Below are 17,543 nucleotides of genomic sequence, written 5' to 3' on the forward strand. Positions count from 1 at the left end.
TAACCTGATAACATACCAAAAAGAAATGGCTGTAGCTACAAATAGACAACTAACAAATTGAGTGAATAAACTCTACTGGCTAGATCAAATTAAACTACAAGACCGTGCCAAAGTAGGTGACAAAGCCTTTTACTTGAGCAAAATTATCCAGCGTGGCTATCCGGTGATGCCTGGTTTTGTAGTTTCGGCAGAAATTTTGCGACAATTTCTCGAAAATCTCAATAGTTCAGAATCATTAGTAGCTGACTTACCCTATTCTTCGCTACACCTGGATGTCACTAATTGGCGTCAACTTCAGCAGGTGGCTAGTCGCTTGCGCCAAGAAATTCTGACTGCGACTGTAACCCAAGAGTGGGTAAGTACAATTTTCCAAGCCTCTAGAGAATGGCAAACTAGCTGTTTGATTCTTCGACCTTCCTTGGCAGTATCAACTCCTACTCCAGGTATAAACAACAATATATCGGGTTTACTGGAGTCGGTATTTTGCGAGTGCGAACCGGAAGCGATCGCACTGGCTCTAAAGCGTACCTGGAGTCAAATATTTCGGGCCCGGAGTCTATTATATTGGCAGCACTTAGGAATAAATCTGCAACAAATTAATCTCGCAGTTTTGGTGCAACCTGTTGAAAATGCGATCGCCAGTGGCTCGCTCACAACCAATCCCTCTGGGTGGGAAATTGAAGCTACTTTGGGATTAGGAATTGCGATCGCTCTTGGCGAAGTCCAGCCAGATGTTTACTACATTCAACCAGAAACTAGGGTTGTGCTTGAGCAACAACTGGGCAATAAAATGCTGGCTTATAGTGTTGATGATGCAGCGCCTAAAGTTTTTTCGCAACCCTTGCCGAACTCAGCGTTAACACCAGATCACACCTGTCTGATTACCTATATACTTCCAGAAGTCCAACAAAAACAGTACTCTTTACAAGAAGAATACTTACAACAAATAATTGCTCTGGGAACTCAACTGGTAAGTGAACTAGGTAAAACCTTTACCATTAAATGGACTATCGCCGGGCAAACTACATCTGGAAAGCTCTACATCACACAAGTTAGTCCTTCGCAATCTATAATTCCCCACTCACACTTCATTCGGGGACTAGGGGCAGCAGGGGGACGTGTTGCAGCCACTGCGCTAGTAATTACCAATCCGCAACAGAAACCCGAGCAACTACCGAAGGGAGTAATTTTAGTAGTACCAACGATTACACCTGATTGGTTGCCATTATTGCAACAAGTTGGTGGTATTATCACAGAACAAGGGGGATTAACCAGTCACGCGGCAATTCTAGCTAGAGAATTAGGTATCACAGCAGTAGTAAATGCAACATCTGCCACAACTTTAATCCAAACTGGTGAACGACTGCTGCTTGATGGCGACAGAGGAGAAGTTTATCGCATCAAAGGAGACTCAAAGAAGGAGATGGAGAGAGGGAGAGAAGAAAAACTTCTTTCCTCCCATCACCCCAAGCCGAAAGCGCCTCATCCTGCTGTTACGTCTCATCTACCTATGATTGCTACCCAATTGCTGGTTAACTTGAGTCAGTCCACTTTAATAGAACAAGTGCAAAACCTGCCTGTGGATGGAGTGGGATTGTTGCGTTCCGAATTGATGATACTAAATATATTGAACGGGCAACATCCCAATAGTTGGATTTTAAGCGGGCGTCAGGCAGAATTGTTAGAGCTATGGTCTGAGCAGATTATGCAGTTTGCCCGTGCCTTTGCACCAAGACCAGTTTTTTATCGTTCTTTAGATTGGCGATCGCAAGACTTACCATCATTGCGTGATAGTTTAGAATCTTCGCCACAATCGATGTTAGGTGAACGCGGCACCTTTAGCTATTTACGAAATCCCGCAGTATTTGAGTTGGAACTGAAAGCTTTGGCGAGTGTACAGGAAGCTGGCTACAGCAATGTCAATCTCATATTACCCTTTGTGCGAACTGTAGAAGAATTTGTCTTTTGCCGTCGCAAAGTTGAGCAAGCTTTTTTAACCGAAGTGGCGCAGTTTCAATTGTGGATGATGGCAGAAGTACCAAGTGTACTGTTTTTATTACCAGAATATGTTAAAGCAGGTGTGGCGGGAATTTCTATTGGTACAAATGACCTAACCCAATTGTTGCTAGGAGTGGATCGAGAACAAGGACAGCTAGCAAAAGTATTTAATGAACGTCATCCAGCAGTTATGAGTGCGCTCGCTCAACTGATCCAGATGGCTGAAAGTGCCGGTATACCTTGTTCAATCTGCGGTCAAGCACCAGCCCTCTATCCAGAAATTATTGATAAGTTAGTGGAATGGGGTATTACTTCCATTTCTGTTGAACCGGAAGCAGTCGAGCGAACATATCAAGCGATCGCTCGTGCCGAACAACGTCTAATTTTAGCAGCAGCACGACAAAAACTGCATTAGTTAGGAGTGATTCAATGATTCTAGGCGTGACAGCCATGTGTTGAAGTGGGGACACCTGCTCCGAATTACTTCTAGTCCAATTAGTTCAGCTAACTGTGGTCCAAAAGCAGACTTCGCTTTTCCATAATCAGGAAACTTAGCGATGATGCGTTTACTGGGAGCTGTCTGCTGTCCGTCGTTGATCAACTCAGGTGTCTCATATTGATTAGCGATCGCGTTAAGAGCCTCAATCTCCTTTGTACAATGAGCATCAAGATATTCAAAGCACGTTGGATCAGCAAAAAGGTATGCCTCGTATTCATGTAACTGAATGTACGGGATAAATCGGGGATCACTGATATCCTCTGCAAAGCGTTGCTCTAGAAATTCGACCCGTTGTACAGGATTTTGCCGCAGACTCTCAGCTTCAGCCAATCCCGGAAAATCAGGAGCAATAGCATACAAATCAATCATAGTAGTAAAGAACACCTTAGAGCCTTTCTCCTGCTTGAGAAAGCGCAGGATGTCATCTTTCATAGGCTCGTACTTTCGACCGCCACCGCGATGCACATGACCTTTTTTTCTGGCATGGGCAATCAGTATAATCTTGTCCATAAAAACACTATGTTGAGCAAGATATAGTTTTAGGAGGTTATCGGCGAATGTCTGCTCGGTTTGTCCTTCAGCAAATAGGTAGAGGCGCATCATTAATGCGGTCCTCCCCCAATGATATTTTTCTCCCAGACTTCTCCCAGACTGTACTCGTCGAGCCAAGCTTCTAATTCTGTGGGATTGAGCCGCTTAAATTGCGACTCCTTACCCTCTCGGTTTACCGCAATCACATCTTCAGGATCAAAATTATCCAAGAAGGAGCTTGATTGGGTGCTGATGAGAATTTGCGTATGGAGCGAAGCTTTGCTAAACAAGGCAGCCATAACATTTAGAGCATAGGGGTGAAGACCTAGTTCTGGCTCATCAACAACGATGAGTTCTGGTAGTTTATCTTCTGGCTGTAAGAGCAGTGTTACAAGACATATAGCGCGTAAAGTGCCATCTGAAAATTGATGGGGTCCAAATACCCTATCTGACTCCTTTTCTTGCCAGTTCAGAATGACACGATTAGATGCATCTGGCTCAAGAACAAAGTCATCGAAAAATGGTGCAATCAAACGGATTGTTCCGATGATACGTTGATAAGCTGAAATATTGTCTTCGCGGAATTTCAGAAGTAATGCAGCTAAATTTCCGGCATCAGGCATGAGCCATCGGTTATCGCCAATGTAACAGGATTGCCGCACTCCCGCCGTAGAAGATGTATCGTGAAAGTGATATACACGACAACGATCAAGCAAGTACTTGAGAGCCTTGGCTGTTTGTTTACCTTCGTCTGCTGCTTCACTAATTTTTGTTTCCTGATGCCCTGCACCCAAGTGGTCAATTCTTGGGGATGTCCTACCCGTTTGCAGAAAGCTCAATGTCTCTTCAGCAAAGAACAGAGTATCACCAGCGGCATAGAATAACCGCAGATGATAGGTATCCACCCCGTTTTCGACTTCAAACTCCAATTTTGCTTCTATCTGAGGAGTTATTTTGGGTCCAAAATGCAAGAGGGACTGAGCACGCCCTGACATACCGATATATTGTTGGAAGCGTCCAGCCATCATCTCATTAAGCATCTTGAAGAACGAGATGAGATTGCTTTTGCCTGCTCCATTTGCTCCAATCAAAATATTTAAGGGGCGCAACTCAATATCCATCGCCTTAATAGACTTGAATCCGTTAAGGGTTAATCGTTGCAGCCTGTTCAAAAGTCGGTCTCCTGAATTTATAAATCAAAGTATATTAAGTAGAATCTTGGTCATTTTACCTTGTTATTATGCAAGGAGGGAATAATAATCATCTTGGTGTTGTATATAGCACATTCAACTTTATACAACACCGCGAAAATACTCAATATCGATAAATCGCCGCAACGGCTGTGCTATATGGAATTTGTTCAAAGGGAATAGCGTAAACCGTGCCACCATTTAATAAAGTATGAGCAGCAACAAAATCCAACAAATCCTCATCACCAGCTTCTTTTTCTGGGTGCAAATAAACCGTTTCTGAGGTTGGATCGAATAAACCCCACTGTTGCTGACCAACTGCAACTAGTAATGAATCCACGCGTTGGTAATAAGCGGCTGAGACAACTTCTTGGAGCTTGTTAGATGCTTTACCAGTATCACCACTAAATAATTCGTGAAATTGTTCTAAAACATCCTGCTGTGACTTTTGAAAATCAGCCTCGACAATCGGCCAAGCTTGGTTATGTAACTCTTGGGCACTGAGAATTTCTGGATTACCAGTGATAGCTTCATCCATTAAATGCTGGTAAGTATTTGCCTGTCTATACAAAGGCAAGAGATACTCTACCCCAGCCAGCACCAAAGGCGCTTTTTGCTCTCGCAGTTTCTCGTGTAATGCGCCATCAACAATGTGAAAGAATTGTATAATGTCTTCTTGATGTTTGTCCTTGTCAGGGCTTCCCTGTCCGTGAAACGTACCTGGCTGTGAAAAAGCATTAGCTGTTCCCCCTTTAGATGTTGCTAGCCGAAACTGACCTTCTTTAGCAGTCTCGTCTCTTTGCAAAGCTTCATCTAGACTTTTAGGGAGATTTTCTACTTCCACTTGATTGATGCTGTAGCGTGTTCCTTCAAAGAACCTGACATCTTGTTGGCTCAAAGCCAGTATATAGAAGCGACCATTGCCATTTAAAATTGGCAGCAGTGGCTTGATGTGAAATCGGTCTGTAACCACGACCAACTCTTGAAAATCAATTGGCAGCGTATAATATCGAAAAATATTATCAGAAATAAAAATTGCCAGCCCTGGCTCTCCCTTATGCTCCCAAAACTCTTGGGTATCAAGTTCATGGGATTTTTCTAACAATGCGATCGCATCCTTCTGTTCCAAACCCGCATCAATTAAACGAGTCTCCGCTTCCTTGACCAAATTTTTAAAGCGAATTGGGTCTTGTCGCACTTCTGGCCCGGCTGGGTGCGTTGGCATATAAATGGAAACACAATTTCCTTTTGGCTGTTCTATTAATGTCTTGATTTCCTCTCTAGAGATTAATTGCATATTATATCCCCCCTATCAACGTGACCAGATACATCAGGCCAGACCATCGATATTCAACGATCTGATAAAACCTTATTCTCAGGTGATGGCGGTTGAAGTTCAACCGTTTGTTCCTGAGTTTATTTCACCTCAAGGAGAGTTTAGTTGCATCTTTCTTTTGATAGGCAATATTCATCAAGGGAATTACTAATTAAAACCCTAAATTTAAAAGCCAAAATCGCCACATTGATCAAATGTTTGGCGTATTAGAGTTTGCACGTCCTGAGTTTATCCCTATTCTGCTATTTGATTGGCTAAGACCTAAAGTTACTCGTTTCATAATCCAGTACAAACCTGCAAGTACCACAAAGGTGATAACAATAATCACCAGGGGCTGTTTTCCCAGAATTTCTTCTACCCCCTTGGTAAGAACGGCATCGGGTTGAGTAATAAAATCCCAACTGTTGAAACGCAAAAAACGCCCCCAATAAACACCAACAGCACAGAGAAAATGTGTAATCGTCTCAACGCGCCAAATCCATTGGCTCTTGCCGATGCGATGTAAGTAGTGACCCCAATTAATTAACGATATTACATAAGCTTCAAATCCACCGAGAATTACTAGCAAATACACAGGAATAAGTACCAAAGTAATCATCCATACCGATTGAATGGTGCGGATATCATCTATCAAGTGAATTACATCGGTCAACAAATACGGTGCATTTGGTAAGAAAGCATAGAAAACTAAGAATCCTAGCCACCAAAGCCAAGTGCCACCGCGCCTCATGCGAAATAGCCAGATACTCAAAGCCAAAGGTATAAAAGCCAGAAACAAATTCCAAGTCATCCAACTCATATTAATTCGCAAGACCTGCACGACTCTGGCTATCAATTCTTCTTTCATAGGTGCTTACTCGGAAGATGTTTGATTGATGTAGATTCACTCTGTAGTGTTAGTGTTAACCTTAGCGATCGAGTTTTTGTAGCCTCCAAGAAAATTAATTTACTCTAACATCAGACAAGATTTTTATGTCAGTTAGAAGTAAATGCATACTGATATATGTCCAAAATTTAGAGTTTTTGTGTATTTTATGCTGGAGGATGAAATTTATCAATCAATCGGCTTAAGCCACTAGTATAGCCAGAAAATCATCAGGGTAAAACATACCACCGAAAGGTAGTCTGAGCAACAAAAACGCCGCGAATAACTGATGGTGGACTTTTTTAATTGCAATGTATGCCCCTGTGCTAACTATTATATTGATTTCATTTTGCCCTGCTAGAGTTCCAGAAGCATTCAAAATTTTTGTCAAGTTAGCCTTTGCTTGTCGGGCGGGTGTCTCGCCCGCCCAGAAGTTGTTGGATATTTTTTATTTGAAAGTCCCTAACTAACGCAGTAGCACTCGACTACGAGGGCCGATCGCTTGTTTGGGTGAAGTGGGTATTGTACAACTCTTGGCAGAATCCTGTGAACAAGCAGCTTGAGCAAGGGTTGCAGGGTTGACAACTACTTGATTTACCTTTAGAGAATTACCGTTACTCAATTCCATATTAGGTCTAGTAGAAATTAATGGAGAATTAGACCCAGATGTGTAGGTTGTAGGTGTCGAGGAGGCGCCACCATCAACTATTGGTGTGACAGTGAATGTGTTACCACCACCACCATCAACTATTGGCGTAACAGTGAATGTGTCACCGCCGTCAACTATCGTTGCAAGAGTGGATGTGCTACCACCACTACCACCACTAACTACGGGTGTAGGGGTGGGTGTGCTATCACCACCAGCTGCGGGTGCAGGAGTGGGTGTGCTACCACCACCAACTACGGGTGCAGGAGTTATGAGAGTTGCAGTTGCAGGTACTTTGATTTGTATTCTTGCCAGGGGTGAGTTAGTCATTTCCAAAGATGTCACCTTTGGCGAACCTGGGAGATCGGATTTGAAATCAAAGACTGTGGGGGTTGCACCACCATTGCGATCGCTATATCGGACTCCATATCCACTCACTTCAAAAGTACCCTGATACTGGTTTCCAGTGTTTGGATCGATGACAGTACCAGTGTACAAGGCTTTGGTGAGATTAAATTCATCCTGAACTACTCCTTGAAATGTGGTTCCTGCCAATTGTCCCTGGTATTTATAGGGTGTCAACTCACCGCCAGAGAGAATCGGCGAAGTGAGAACGCCATTAAAGGAGACAATCGGAATGCCTTTAAAGTCAACAAAATAATGCAAACTACCATCAGCACGTGTTTTTACCTGCACATAGTCTGACTTGTATATAGGAACGTAATTAGGATTGTTCTTAGTACCTAAGTTCCGCGAGTAATTTCCCGTGTCGTCTGTATCAACGCGAGTAATGCTTTGATTGAAATTGGGATTATTTCTGGGGAGTTGGATAGTCCCTGATAATGTGCCAGTGCTTTGAATTGTGATTTGAGCGAAAGCGCTTGTTCCAGTTAAACCGATGATGACTGCGGCTAAAGTGCTGCTGCTAACAAGAACACAACCCAACTGAACTGATGAATTTAATTTCATGAAAAATTTGCTCCTTTAATCACGTATCAAAAAAAACACGCATGGTTTTTCCTTGCTCCCACTAGGCAATGAAAGCATCTAATACTGAATTAAACAGTATAAAAATAGCGTATTTTATTACATCTACATCAGTACAAATTTAAAACCGGAAACTTGCTCTTAATGTCCCAACGATTAATGCATCGTTAGCAGCATTGTGATCGGGATTGAAAATAACGAATAAGCCTGGAGTCAAGGCGATATTGTCGCTCAGTTGGGCGCGGTAAAAAACTTCTACGTGAATTGATGTGTCACTACGTCCACCTGCTGTCCCCCCATCAGAAAAGTTGGGAAAATTGAAGCCGTCGGGTAAAGTACTGGAAGTAATTTTGGGTGGTTGTCCGACAAGAACACCCCCTAAATTACCAGGACGAAACAAATTAGGAAAAGCCGCGAACACCATCCAGTTAGTAGTTTCTACACTTCCAGAAAGGTTAGATGGTTTGGAGGAAGTAAAGCCACCCCAACCGCCCAATTGCAAGTTAGGGTTAATTCGCCAAGCAACAGTAGCGCCAATGGCTTGGGTATTGAAAGCTGTAGGATCTGCAAAAGGTGAAATCAGTTGAGAATCGCCAATACCACCTCCCAGTAAGCCATCTGGGGAGTGGGAATAGAGATAATGTATGCCGACATCAATGTTGTTTGTGGGTGCTAAACTTAACTGAGCGCCAGCAGTATATCTACCACCAAATAGTCCGCCCTGGTTGATGTCGCCAGGAAAACTGGGTATTTCTGCACTATAAACGCCTTGCAAACTGATGCGATCGCTAATCTGCCAGTCAAAGCCTATACCACCATTGCCGTTACCAATACTTAAAATCGGGTTCCGCTGACCAAATAGAGAAATTGCGCCATCGCTAGAACCTTCTAAAGGGCTAATACCGCGAAAGGTGTTGATTGGATTGACTCCCGCCGTACCTACGACAATTCCCAAGTTATCCGAGGCGAGAAATCGATAAGATAAGTCACTAACAACTAGATTGTTGTCTGTATTTAACTCAAAACCCAACCGCCCCATATTAGTAGATAACAAGGATGCAGTAGAACCCAAATTACCCGCAGATAGCCCTGTTAGCAGCAAATCTCGCCCTGTAAATGAAGTTGCTAAAGTTAGTTGGGCGCTACTTGTGAAAGTCAGATTGGTTTTTCCCTGACGTTCAGGTACTCCATCTCTAGGAAACAAATCGACATCAGGGCTATTGGTTCCCTGTACGCTAAAAATGGCTTGACCAAATAATCTGGTTGTTGTGGAAAACTGATTACCTTTTAATTCATTAGTCCGGGTTTCCACAGCCTCAACACGCTGCTGTAATTGCTGCAACTCTGCTTTGAACTCGCCCTGTAACCTTTGCAGCAAGATTAAATCTTCATTATTAACAGTATTAATTTTATTGTTAGCGATCGCATCGTTAATCTTCTCCAAACAAGCATTTAAGCCAGCCGCAAATTCATAACGGCTGATGCTATGATTCCCCAGATAAGTCCCATCAGCGTATCCAGCAATGCAGCCATAGCGTTCTACTAAAGACTGCAAAGCACCAAAAGCCCAATCGGAGGGTTGCACGTCTTGGAGTTGCGATACTGAGGTGACTTGAGACATTTGGTTGTCTGAGTCTGGGGGATGGGGAGATTGGGAAAATTCTTCTGTACTTTCCTGGTTCTGTACAACTTCTGTTACAGGTTGAGTATCTTTTAATTTAGGTAACTTAGGGTAACTGATGAATTGAATTTTTTCTTTACTTTTCCTAAGTATATTTTCGTACTTATTTTTTATAGCTGACGAGGTGGTTATATCTGGTTGCACGAATTCAGGTGGTGTAATTTCAGCAGGTGAGACAACTTGAGATAAATTATCCTGTGTTGACTGCTGCAACGGATTGTCTGACAGAATTACGGACTGTTCTGGTAAATTGAGTGCAGATATTGGCACTGTTGCCAGCACACTCGCCATCAGTAGACTCATATCACTCCTGGTATTTCATTTGACTTGCACCAATACTTCTTTTGACAGATAAAGTTGGTGTATATCAGGAATTTTTTTGAAAAAAAAGTGATAAAAGTTACCCTAGCTCAGAGTGTCAAGGGAAAGCAGACGGGCAGAGGAGCAGGGGAGTAGGGGAGACAAGGGGGACAAGGAGGAATTATTGAAAATCTCTCCTTTGTCTCCCCCTTCTACCTTGTCTCCTTTGTCTCTTCTCCATTCCGAATGCCCAATGCCCAATGCCCCAGATAGATTATTCTGGCTCGCTACAATACTTATTCATCTGATTCACTAATGTATCTGACTGTTTGCCAAGAGTTGTAGCTGTTGTCAGTGCTGAATCAATTTCGGCTCTAGCCTTTTGGATTTTTTCTCTCCCAGATTCTGAGGCTTGTGCTGTCTTGGTTGCACCAAGCGCCCTACCTGCCTTAGCGATCGCTTGACTAAGATTTTGAAAAATCTTCACAAAACCGCTTTGAAATTCTTTCAGTTTCGGATCTTTTAGCTTCAGTTCTGCAATAGATTTAGTCACAAAGTCTAAATCTTTAGATAGCTGTATGCTAGTTATGACTTGCGTTCCTTTATTTTTATCAATTAGAGAAGTTCCAGCATTCACAACTCGAATCAGTCGTTGGCACTGAGAAACTTTATTGTCGGTGCAACCAGTAACGAACAAAGCAATGCTTAGGCTAACAGGAGCAAGAACAGTATATTTATGTAAAACAGACATTAACACCCCAACAGCAATCAAACCCACAATATAGTATCCAATATTACTAATAAAGAAGGCATTAAGGATTGGGCATTGGTCAATAGTTTTTCTTCCCCTGCTTCCCCTGCTTCCCTATGCCCCATGCCCCATGCCCAACTCACCAATCTATCGGCAAACCCAACTGGTCTAAAGTAGCACCATCTTGTAACAGTGGTTGAATATCGCTGTCTATTTGAATACGACCACCAGACAGTACCAAAGCGCGTTGAGTGACTCTGCCTAACCAATTTAGATCATGGGAGGCAATTAAGATCACCTGCACAGGTAACTTTAATAATACTTGCGCCAAATGACGCCGCCATGCTGGATCGAGACCGTTAGTTGGCTCATCCAAAATTAGAATTGTTGGTTCTAGGGCTAAAATCGAGGCTAGGGCGGCTAGGCGTCTTTGTCCACCAGAAAGTTCGTGGGCGGAACGATTGGCGTAAGCTTCTAGACCAAAATCAGCTAATAACTGTCGCGCGCGATCGCTAGCCTCTGCTGGTGACATCCCATAGTTACGTGGCCCAAAGGTAATATCTTCCAAGATGGTCGGCATAAATAGTTGGTCGTTGGCATCTTGGAAGCTAAAGCCAATTTGACGACGTACTTGGGGTAAAGTTTGCAGTTCTACGGGGATGCCATTAATGGTAATTTTCCCTGTTTGCGGTTGTTTTAAGCCGATTAGGTTCTCCAACAAGGTACTTTTTCCAGAACCTGTTGCTCCCATCAATGCGACGCGATCGCCTTTGTTCAAGGTAAAAGATATTTCCTGTAATACTGGCTCCTGGTGGGAATATGCATACACCAGGTTCTCAACCTCGACTACAGCTGCGTGGGGGTTATGGGTTGATAATTGGGGATTAGAAGTTAATGATTTCAAAATTTACAAACTCAATATGTAAAGGAGTAGAGACGCGATTAATCGTCTCTGTAGTCGGGAGTGGGTTAAATTTTGTAAGAAGTTAGGGTTACGCTAGCAGCGATCGCCCAAGCTAGTAATAGGGCAAAACGTTCTTTTGGTCTGAGGGTAGAATCTATGGGTAATTGTCCGTTGTAACCACGAGCTACCATTGCCGCATAGACTCGCTCTGCCCGATCTAGACTACGGAGATACAAAGCTCCAATCATGGCAGCACTGGCATAGCGCAACCATCCCGTAGTTCCATTCAGACCACGTAGTTGGGCGCTGCGCCGCATTCGTGTTACTTCTGAGAGCAAAATTTCCATATATTGCCCAGCTAATAACAAGTTTTCCTTTAAAGGTGCTGGTACAGGTAAGGTTTTAAGGGCAATGCCGAAACTGTGGGGCGGTAAGGTTAACAAAAAACTATTCATCGTCACCAAACAAACTAGCGAACGAACTAGCAAAAAACTGGCTCGTTCCCATCCCAAGGGCAATGCTAGCAATGACAAAAAAATCAATTCTGTGCCGAGTAATCCTCCTAATTGGCGAATTGGTACGCGCAAGAAGCAAGCCCATAAAAGTGCGATCGCGCCATATACACCTAGTCCATACCAGGCATGATGCTTTAATAAAGCTGCTCCCACCACAATCACTAGAGACAGTTGTAAGCGTAGCGGTAAGGAAAGTTTAAGCATTCTTCGGTTTCACTACCTTGGCAATTCCAAAGGCAACAGCAAAGCAAACCGCAGCTCCCACTAGTCCAGCAATACTAGTACCAATTGGCCCCAAACCCTCAATTCCATAGTCAGCTAAGGGAGTCGGCACAATTATCCGTACTTTCTGGGCTAAGTCGAGGAAGCCTGTATTTTCGGCAACTTTCTCCAAACCATCGGGCCATGCTGAGGCAAAGAGTGACAGTACTCCCGCGATCAAGAAAATGGTGACAATGGGCACTGACCAGCCGCGAAACTCCTGCTGTTCGCCTGGTAACAAATCTGGTCTGGCTCTGGCCAGATAAGTCAGCACACCCCCGGTAATCATTCCTTCACCAATGCCAATCAAAATATGCACACCAGTCATAGCTGGTAAAACTATCGCTACCGGTGCAGTTCCTGAGAGAGCTAATTCAATGGCACAAACCACAGCAGCTACTACTACACTCACACCAGCTGCGATCCCAGCAGCCAAGGGTAAGCGCCCTTTAGACCCCCCAAACAGCCGTTGCAAGGTTTCGGTTAAAACCCAGCCAACCCAAACCCCAACTACTGCCATGTTAAAAATATTTGCTCCCAAGGCTGTAATGCCACCATCAGCAAATAGCACGGCTTGAATAATTAAAACTGTGGCCAGACACAATGTTCCTGCCCAAGGACTGCCCAAAACGATCGCAGCTAAGGTTCCCCCTAACAAGTGACCACTAGTACCTCCTGCTACTGGAAAATTGATCATCTGGGCAGCAAAAATAAAGGCGGTCGTTAGTCCCAATATCGGGGCACGACGAATGCCAAAAGCCTCTTGCGATCGCCCGAAGGCAACAAACAGCGCTGCCGCACTCGCTAAACCAGTAGCTCCTGCTACCGGAATAGAAACAAATCCATCAGGAATATGCATGATCTACCCTGTATTCTTAGAGGTTCATTTACTCAAAACAAGCAATAAAACTACGCCATCATTTTAATAACAAACAAAATTTTTCTCTTTTTTGCAATGCCCTATTGGGGGATTTCATAGTGTTACTTTTGACATATTTACAATACAGTGCCTACTAAATCGTATACTTATTTAATAACATATTAATTTTTGTTAAGCTTATTTTTTATATTGCTAAACGTTGACAAATCTGGCAAAACGGGACTGTACATATCTAGTCTCATTTTGTTCATCAAATTACTCCTAAAAACAGGTAATAACGAAACCTTAACTACCTCTTACCTTATGGAGTAGCTCGCTTTTTCAAAAATCCAACAGGAATTTATAGCCGCTCTTACATTTAAGAAATAGCTATAACTATTTCTCAAAAAATTATTTTGATTTTTTTTGTTTTGTAGTGTTTAATTAATTTAATATTTATTGCATCAACAAATAAGTTTTTATGGGTGTAACAAGCTTATGGAATCAGCATTTGCACTTTATTTTTACCTTGCTGTAACAACAATAATCTATAAGCACATTACCAAAATTTCCGATACTCCATATTAAATTAATATTCCCCATAGTTCTGATTAAAAAATCATCAAGATATGCTTAATAAACTGTATATTTGCTGACTTAGTTTACTTAAAAATACAGGATGTTTCGCTAAAAAATACGTAATCTTTCGTATAATATCATAAAAAAAGGGGGTAAGATGTAAAATTTAGATGAGATTTAGGAAAATACTGGGATCGAAGTGCGTGAATTACTAAACTTTCAGGGCAGCTAACTGTAACAAAAGTATTCCTCAAGTTTTGAGTAACTAAGTTCAGTCAATAAAGTCAGCAGATGTTTGATTCTATTTTCCACGGACTTTACATACCCTCGTTTTGCAATTTGGAATATGAAAACAAACTCATCCAACTCGTTGTTAACAGTATCAACTGGCCCACTAAAGATTTCCGAGTTGCCCCCCAACCCCTGTACAGGTAATGAATTTATTCATCTTTCTCTAGTAATTCCTACTTATAAAGAGCGTGACAACATCAGGAATATAGTCAGCATATTGAGTCAATTACTGGATGAATCTATTGCAGGAAACTATGAACTAATAGTGGTAGATGATGATAGCCCAGACCGAACCTGGGAGATAGCGCAATCTTTGACGACAGAATACCCCCAGTTGCGGGTGATGCGACGCCAACAGGAACGGGGGCTGTCCTCAGCAGTGATTCGTGGGTGGCAAGCAGCTACGGGGAGTGTGTTGGGGGTGATTGATGGAGATTTACAGCATCCACCAGAGGTGCTGATGCAACTGTTGCGTAATATTGAGCAGGGGGCAGATTTGGCAGTAGCTAGCCGTCATGTAGAAGGAGGCGGTGTTAGTAGCTGGAGTGTTGTTAGGCGTTTCTTGTCTCGTGGCGCTCAATTGTTAGGCTTGGTAATCTTACCGGGGGTACTGGGCAGAGTTTCTGACCCGATGAGTGGTTATTTTATGGTGCGCCGGAGTGCGATCGCAGGTGCAACACTTAATCCAGTCGGATATAAAATTCTCCTAGAAGTAATTGGCCGGGGAAAAGTAGACCAAGTTGCCGAGGTTGGGTATGTATTTTGCGAACGCAAAGAGGGTGAGAGTAAGGTGACATGGAAGCAATATATAGATTACATCCACCACTTAGTGCGATTGCGGCTTACCACAGGAGGAACAGGACGATTGAGTAGAAAAGTCAATTTCCCCGTCGGTCGATTCCTCCGCTTTGGGTTGGTTGGCTTTAGTGGGGTATTTGTGGATTTAACAGTGTTTCACTTGCTGCGTACTGTAATTCATTTAGGTTTAACTCGCAGTACGATTCTTTCGGCCGGAGTGGCAATCATAAATAATTTCCTATGGAATGATTTATGGACTTTTAGTGATATTTCTCAGGGGCAACGTGCTCTGCATCAACGTTTCAAGCGATTCTTGAAGTTCAGTGCAGTCTGTTTGGCAGGAGTTATATTACAAGCTCTAATAATTAATTTTCTCTATAATGTCTTGGAAATAAATCAGTATTTAGCTAAGTTGATAGCGATCGCAGTTGCTACCATCTGGAATTTCTGGATTAATTTGAAACTTAGCTGGCGCGTCACAGACGTGAAATAATCACAACGAGGGATTTGAGATTTAGATTTTTGTTTTTAGATTTTAGAACGAACTTAAATCTCAAACGTCAAATCTACAAATCCATGAGTGTGAGGCTCGGCAATGAGAGTTATTTTCCAAGGTGCATTTTATTTTTACAAACAAATTATCTCGTTGCTACCTGCATCTGCTACACATTTCCTGCCTCTGGCAGATAAAAACTCCAGATCACAACGCAAGCATTGGCATAATTGGCAGACTCGCCTTCCTCCTTCCTGGGTTCATCCCTTGCTGATCTTAATGTGGTTGATCGTCGGCATCAGCTTGCGCCTAGTCAACTTGACTGCAAAGCCTCCTTGGACTGATGAGTTTGCCACCTTGGTGTTTAGCTTGGGGAATACTTTTTTATCAGTTCCCCTAGATCAAGCGATCGCACCTAATATCCTATTACAACCACTGCAACCAAACCCAGCAGCTAGTATTGGTGATGTTATTCATAACTTAGCTACACAAGACAGTCATCCACCACTGTATTTTGTGCTGGCTTACCTGTGGATGAAATTATTTCCCAGCGATGGAGGATTAGTATCGCTGTTTGCGGCGCGATTGCTACCAGCGATAATCGGCGCCGCCTCCATTCCGTGTGTTTACGTATTAGGTAGAGTAGCGTTTCGTTCGTCATTAGTGGGACAATTGACTGCTGCAATGATGGCAGTATCACCTTATGGCGTATTTTTAGCACAAGAAGCGCGTCATTACACTTTGGCAATCTTATGGGTAATTGGTTCCCTCACCTGCTTAGTAATTGCCACACGTCATATTCAAAACCGCACACCTTTACCTATATGGATAGCACTTTTCTGGATAGAAATTAATGCTTTAGGTATTGCTACTCATTATTTTTTCACCCTCACCCTTTGCACAGAAGCCGTAGTTTTGATTTTTTTTGCTTGGCTTCAATTGCAAACTAGCAGCAAATTTTCTCTTTTCTTCTCTCCTGCCTGGCGGCGCATCTATGCGGTTGCTATAGGTACTTGTGTGGCGGGTTTAATTTGGATACCAACCTTGTTAGAGAATGAAAATCGTGGTGTTTTGACCGAGTGGATTCGAGGTTCGCGCGTTGGACTAGATTGGTTAAGCCCAATTTTTCAAGCTTTAGGAACATTGATTGCAATGATTTCCCTATTACCAGTTGAATCTTCACAGCTATTGGTTGTGATTCCTTCTGGAGTGGTGATGCTGACTTTCTTTATTTGGGCAGTACCAATTTTGCTGCGTGGGATTAAAATTCAACTACAGCACCCAGAAAGCGGGATGATGATTCAGGTACTTGCTGGAGTAGTTATCAGTGCGATCGCTTTATTCTTTATCTTTACGTACTTTTTGGGTATTGACCTCACCAGGGGTGCTAGATATAACTTTGTTTACTTTCCCGCGATCGTTGTTTTACTAGGCGCAAGTCTCGCAGTTTGTTGGCATCCTCCCCAGGAATGGATGGAAACAGAGCCAGGGGAAAATGGGATAACAAGCATAGGTAAATGGGGAATAAACGGGAAAAAAGCCGTAATGTTAATTTGGCTAATGGGATTTTTCAGTGCAGTTACAGTAATCTGCAATCTCGGCTATCAAAAATATTATCGCCCTGACCTGTTTGTGCAACTAATTCAACAAACATCCCCAACACCAGTACTGATTGCCACCACCCACAAAACTTATGTACACACTGGGGAAATGATGGGAGTTGCCAGAGAGATTAAACTTGCAAATTCACTCCAAAATCCTCTGTTTCTCCTTGCTCATCAAGATCGAGATCCGAATGCTTCCACCATTGCTCTGGAAAATACTTTAAAAAAACTACCACGACCTTTTGACTTGTGGCTGGTAAACTTTCACGCACCCGTAGCAGAAACCGTGAAAACATGTGTTATGTCTGATACTCAATCTTTGCCAACCGTAGACGGCTACGAATATGAACTTTATCATTGCCAATAAGCTGAGGAGATGGGGAGCAGGGGAGCAGGGGAGCAGTTGCAGTAAGTTTTCCCCTCTGCCCCTCCGCCCCTCTGCCTCTTGTGCCCAA

The 17,543-nt window shown here is 42.9% G+C and carries 13 protein-coding genes; 3 read left to right on the forward strand and 10 right to left on the reverse strand.

The window, feature by feature from the left end:
* Nucleotides 1–61: 61 nt before the first annotated feature.
* Nucleotides 62–2,413: a putative PEP-binding protein gene (locus HWQ40_RS21115; RefSeq protein WP_292781350.1), complete on the forward strand. Its 2,352-nt coding sequence runs from the start codon at nucleotides 62–64 to the stop codon at nucleotides 2,411–2,413.
* On the opposite strand, the gene HWQ40_RS21120 is transcribed toward HWQ40_RS21115, so the two are convergent.
* The 10 genes from HWQ40_RS21120 to HWQ40_RS21165 form a co-directional block, all read right to left on the reverse strand.
* The gene (locus tag HWQ40_RS21120) at nucleotides 2,414–3,100 is read right to left on the reverse strand and encodes a DUF4276 family protein (protein WP_292781353.1); all 687 of its coding nucleotides are present in this window, start codon (nucleotides 3,098–3,100) and stop codon (nucleotides 2,414–2,416) included. It lies immediately after the preceding gene.
* Complete coding sequence (locus HWQ40_RS21125) at nucleotides 3,100–4,200, reverse strand: AAA family ATPase (protein WP_292781356.1); 1,101 nt, start codon at nucleotides 4,198–4,200, stop codon at nucleotides 3,100–3,102. The genes HWQ40_RS21120 and HWQ40_RS21125 overlap by 1 nt, the downstream gene beginning before the upstream one ends.
* 142 nt (nucleotides 4,201–4,342) lie before the next feature.
* Nucleotides 4,343–5,515, reverse strand: coding sequence for a hypothetical protein (locus HWQ40_RS21130; RefSeq protein ID WP_292781359.1), 1,173 nt, complete (start codon nucleotides 5,513–5,515; stop codon nucleotides 4,343–4,345).
* Between the two features lie 229 nt (nucleotides 5,516–5,744).
* Entirely contained in the window at nucleotides 5,745–6,401 is a 657-nt protein-coding gene (locus HWQ40_RS21135) for a DUF1361 domain-containing protein (RefSeq protein ID WP_292781361.1), read from the reverse strand.
* Between the two features lie 484 nt (nucleotides 6,402–6,885).
* Nucleotides 6,886–8,034 (reverse strand): hypothetical protein, encoded by a 1,149-nt coding sequence (locus tag HWQ40_RS21140; protein WP_292781363.1) that lies wholly within the window; start codon nucleotides 8,032–8,034, stop codon nucleotides 6,886–6,888.
* A gap of 139 nt (nucleotides 8,035–8,173) precedes the next feature.
* A complete protein-coding gene (locus HWQ40_RS21145; protein ID WP_292781365.1) occupies nucleotides 8,174–10,036 on the reverse strand; it encodes an iron uptake porin in 1,863 nt (620 codons plus the stop codon).
* Between the two features lie 271 nt (nucleotides 10,037–10,307).
* Nucleotides 10,308–10,784 carry a hypothetical protein gene (locus HWQ40_RS21150; protein WP_292781368.1) on the reverse strand — a complete coding sequence of 159 codons (477 nt, stop codon included), beginning with the start codon at nucleotides 10,782–10,784 and terminating at the stop codon, nucleotides 10,308–10,310.
* Nucleotides 10,785–10,923: 139 nt separating this feature from the next.
* On the reverse strand, nucleotides 10,924–11,688 hold the full coding sequence (locus HWQ40_RS21155; RefSeq protein WP_292781371.1) for an ABC transporter ATP-binding protein: 765 nt from the start codon (nucleotides 11,686–11,688) through the stop codon (nucleotides 10,924–10,926).
* Between the two features lie 65 nt (nucleotides 11,689–11,753).
* Nucleotides 11,754–12,407: an energy-coupling factor transporter transmembrane protein EcfT gene (locus HWQ40_RS21160; RefSeq protein WP_292781374.1), complete on the reverse strand. Its 654-nt coding sequence runs from the start codon at nucleotides 12,405–12,407 to the stop codon at nucleotides 11,754–11,756.
* Nucleotides 12,400–13,323 carry an energy-coupling factor ABC transporter permease gene (locus HWQ40_RS21165; RefSeq protein WP_292781377.1) on the reverse strand — a complete coding sequence of 308 codons (924 nt, stop codon included), beginning with the start codon at nucleotides 13,321–13,323 and terminating at the stop codon, nucleotides 12,400–12,402. The genes HWQ40_RS21160 and HWQ40_RS21165 overlap by 8 nt, the downstream gene beginning before the upstream one ends.
* A 925-nt stretch (nucleotides 13,324–14,248) precedes the next feature.
* On the opposite strand from HWQ40_RS21165, the gene HWQ40_RS21170 reads away from it, so the two are divergent.
* Nucleotides 14,249–15,484: a glycosyltransferase gene (locus tag HWQ40_RS21170; RefSeq protein WP_292781380.1), complete on the forward strand. Its 1,236-nt coding sequence runs from the start codon at nucleotides 14,249–14,251 to the stop codon at nucleotides 15,482–15,484.
* 102 nt (nucleotides 15,485–15,586) lie between these two features.
* Nucleotides 15,587–17,455 (forward strand): glycosyltransferase, encoded by a 1,869-nt coding sequence (locus tag HWQ40_RS21175; protein ID WP_292781383.1) that lies wholly within the window; start codon nucleotides 15,587–15,589, stop codon nucleotides 17,453–17,455.
* Nucleotides 17,456–17,543: the final 88 nt, after the last annotated feature.

The sequence above is a fragment of the Nostoc sp. NMS9 genome (assembly GCF_017114995.1).
Taxonomy (GTDB): Bacteria; Cyanobacteriota; Cyanobacteriia; order Cyanobacteriales; family Nostocaceae; genus Nostoc.

Bases quoted from the DNA above. Each gene is read 5' to 3' on its own strand.
- HWQ40_RS21120 (WP_292781353.1), bottom strand. From the start codon at position 3,100: ATGATGCGCCTCTACCTATTTGCTGAAGGACAAACCGAGCAGACATTC.
- HWQ40_RS21130 (WP_292781359.1), bottom strand. From the start codon at position 5,515: ATGCAATTAATCTCTAGAGAGGAAATCAAGACATTAATAGAACAGCCA.
- HWQ40_RS21135 (WP_292781361.1), bottom strand. From the start codon at position 6,401: ATGAAAGAAGAATTGATAGCCAGAGTCGTGCAGGTCTTGCGAATTAAT.
- HWQ40_RS21140 (WP_292781363.1), bottom strand. From the start codon at position 8,034: ATGAAATTAAATTCATCAGTTCAGTTGGGTTGTGTTCTTGTTAGCAGC.
- HWQ40_RS21145 (WP_292781365.1), bottom strand. From the start codon at position 10,036: ATGAGTCTACTGATGGCGAGTGTGCTGGCAACAGTGCCAATATCTGCA.
- HWQ40_RS21150 (WP_292781368.1), bottom strand. From the start codon at position 10,784: ATGTCTGTTTTACATAAATATACTGTTCTTGCTCCTGTTAGCCTAAGC.
- HWQ40_RS21160 (WP_292781374.1), bottom strand. From the start codon at position 12,407: ATGCTTAAACTTTCCTTACCGCTACGCTTACAACTGTCTCTAGTGATT.
- HWQ40_RS21165 (WP_292781377.1), bottom strand. From the start codon at position 13,323: ATGCATATTCCTGATGGATTTGTTTCTATTCCGGTAGCAGGAGCTACT.
- HWQ40_RS21170 (WP_292781380.1), top strand. From the start codon at position 14,249: ATGAAAACAAACTCATCCAACTCGTTGTTAACAGTATCAACTGGCCCA.
- HWQ40_RS21175 (WP_292781383.1), top strand. From the start codon at position 15,587: ATGAGAGTTATTTTCCAAGGTGCATTTTATTTTTACAAACAAATTATC.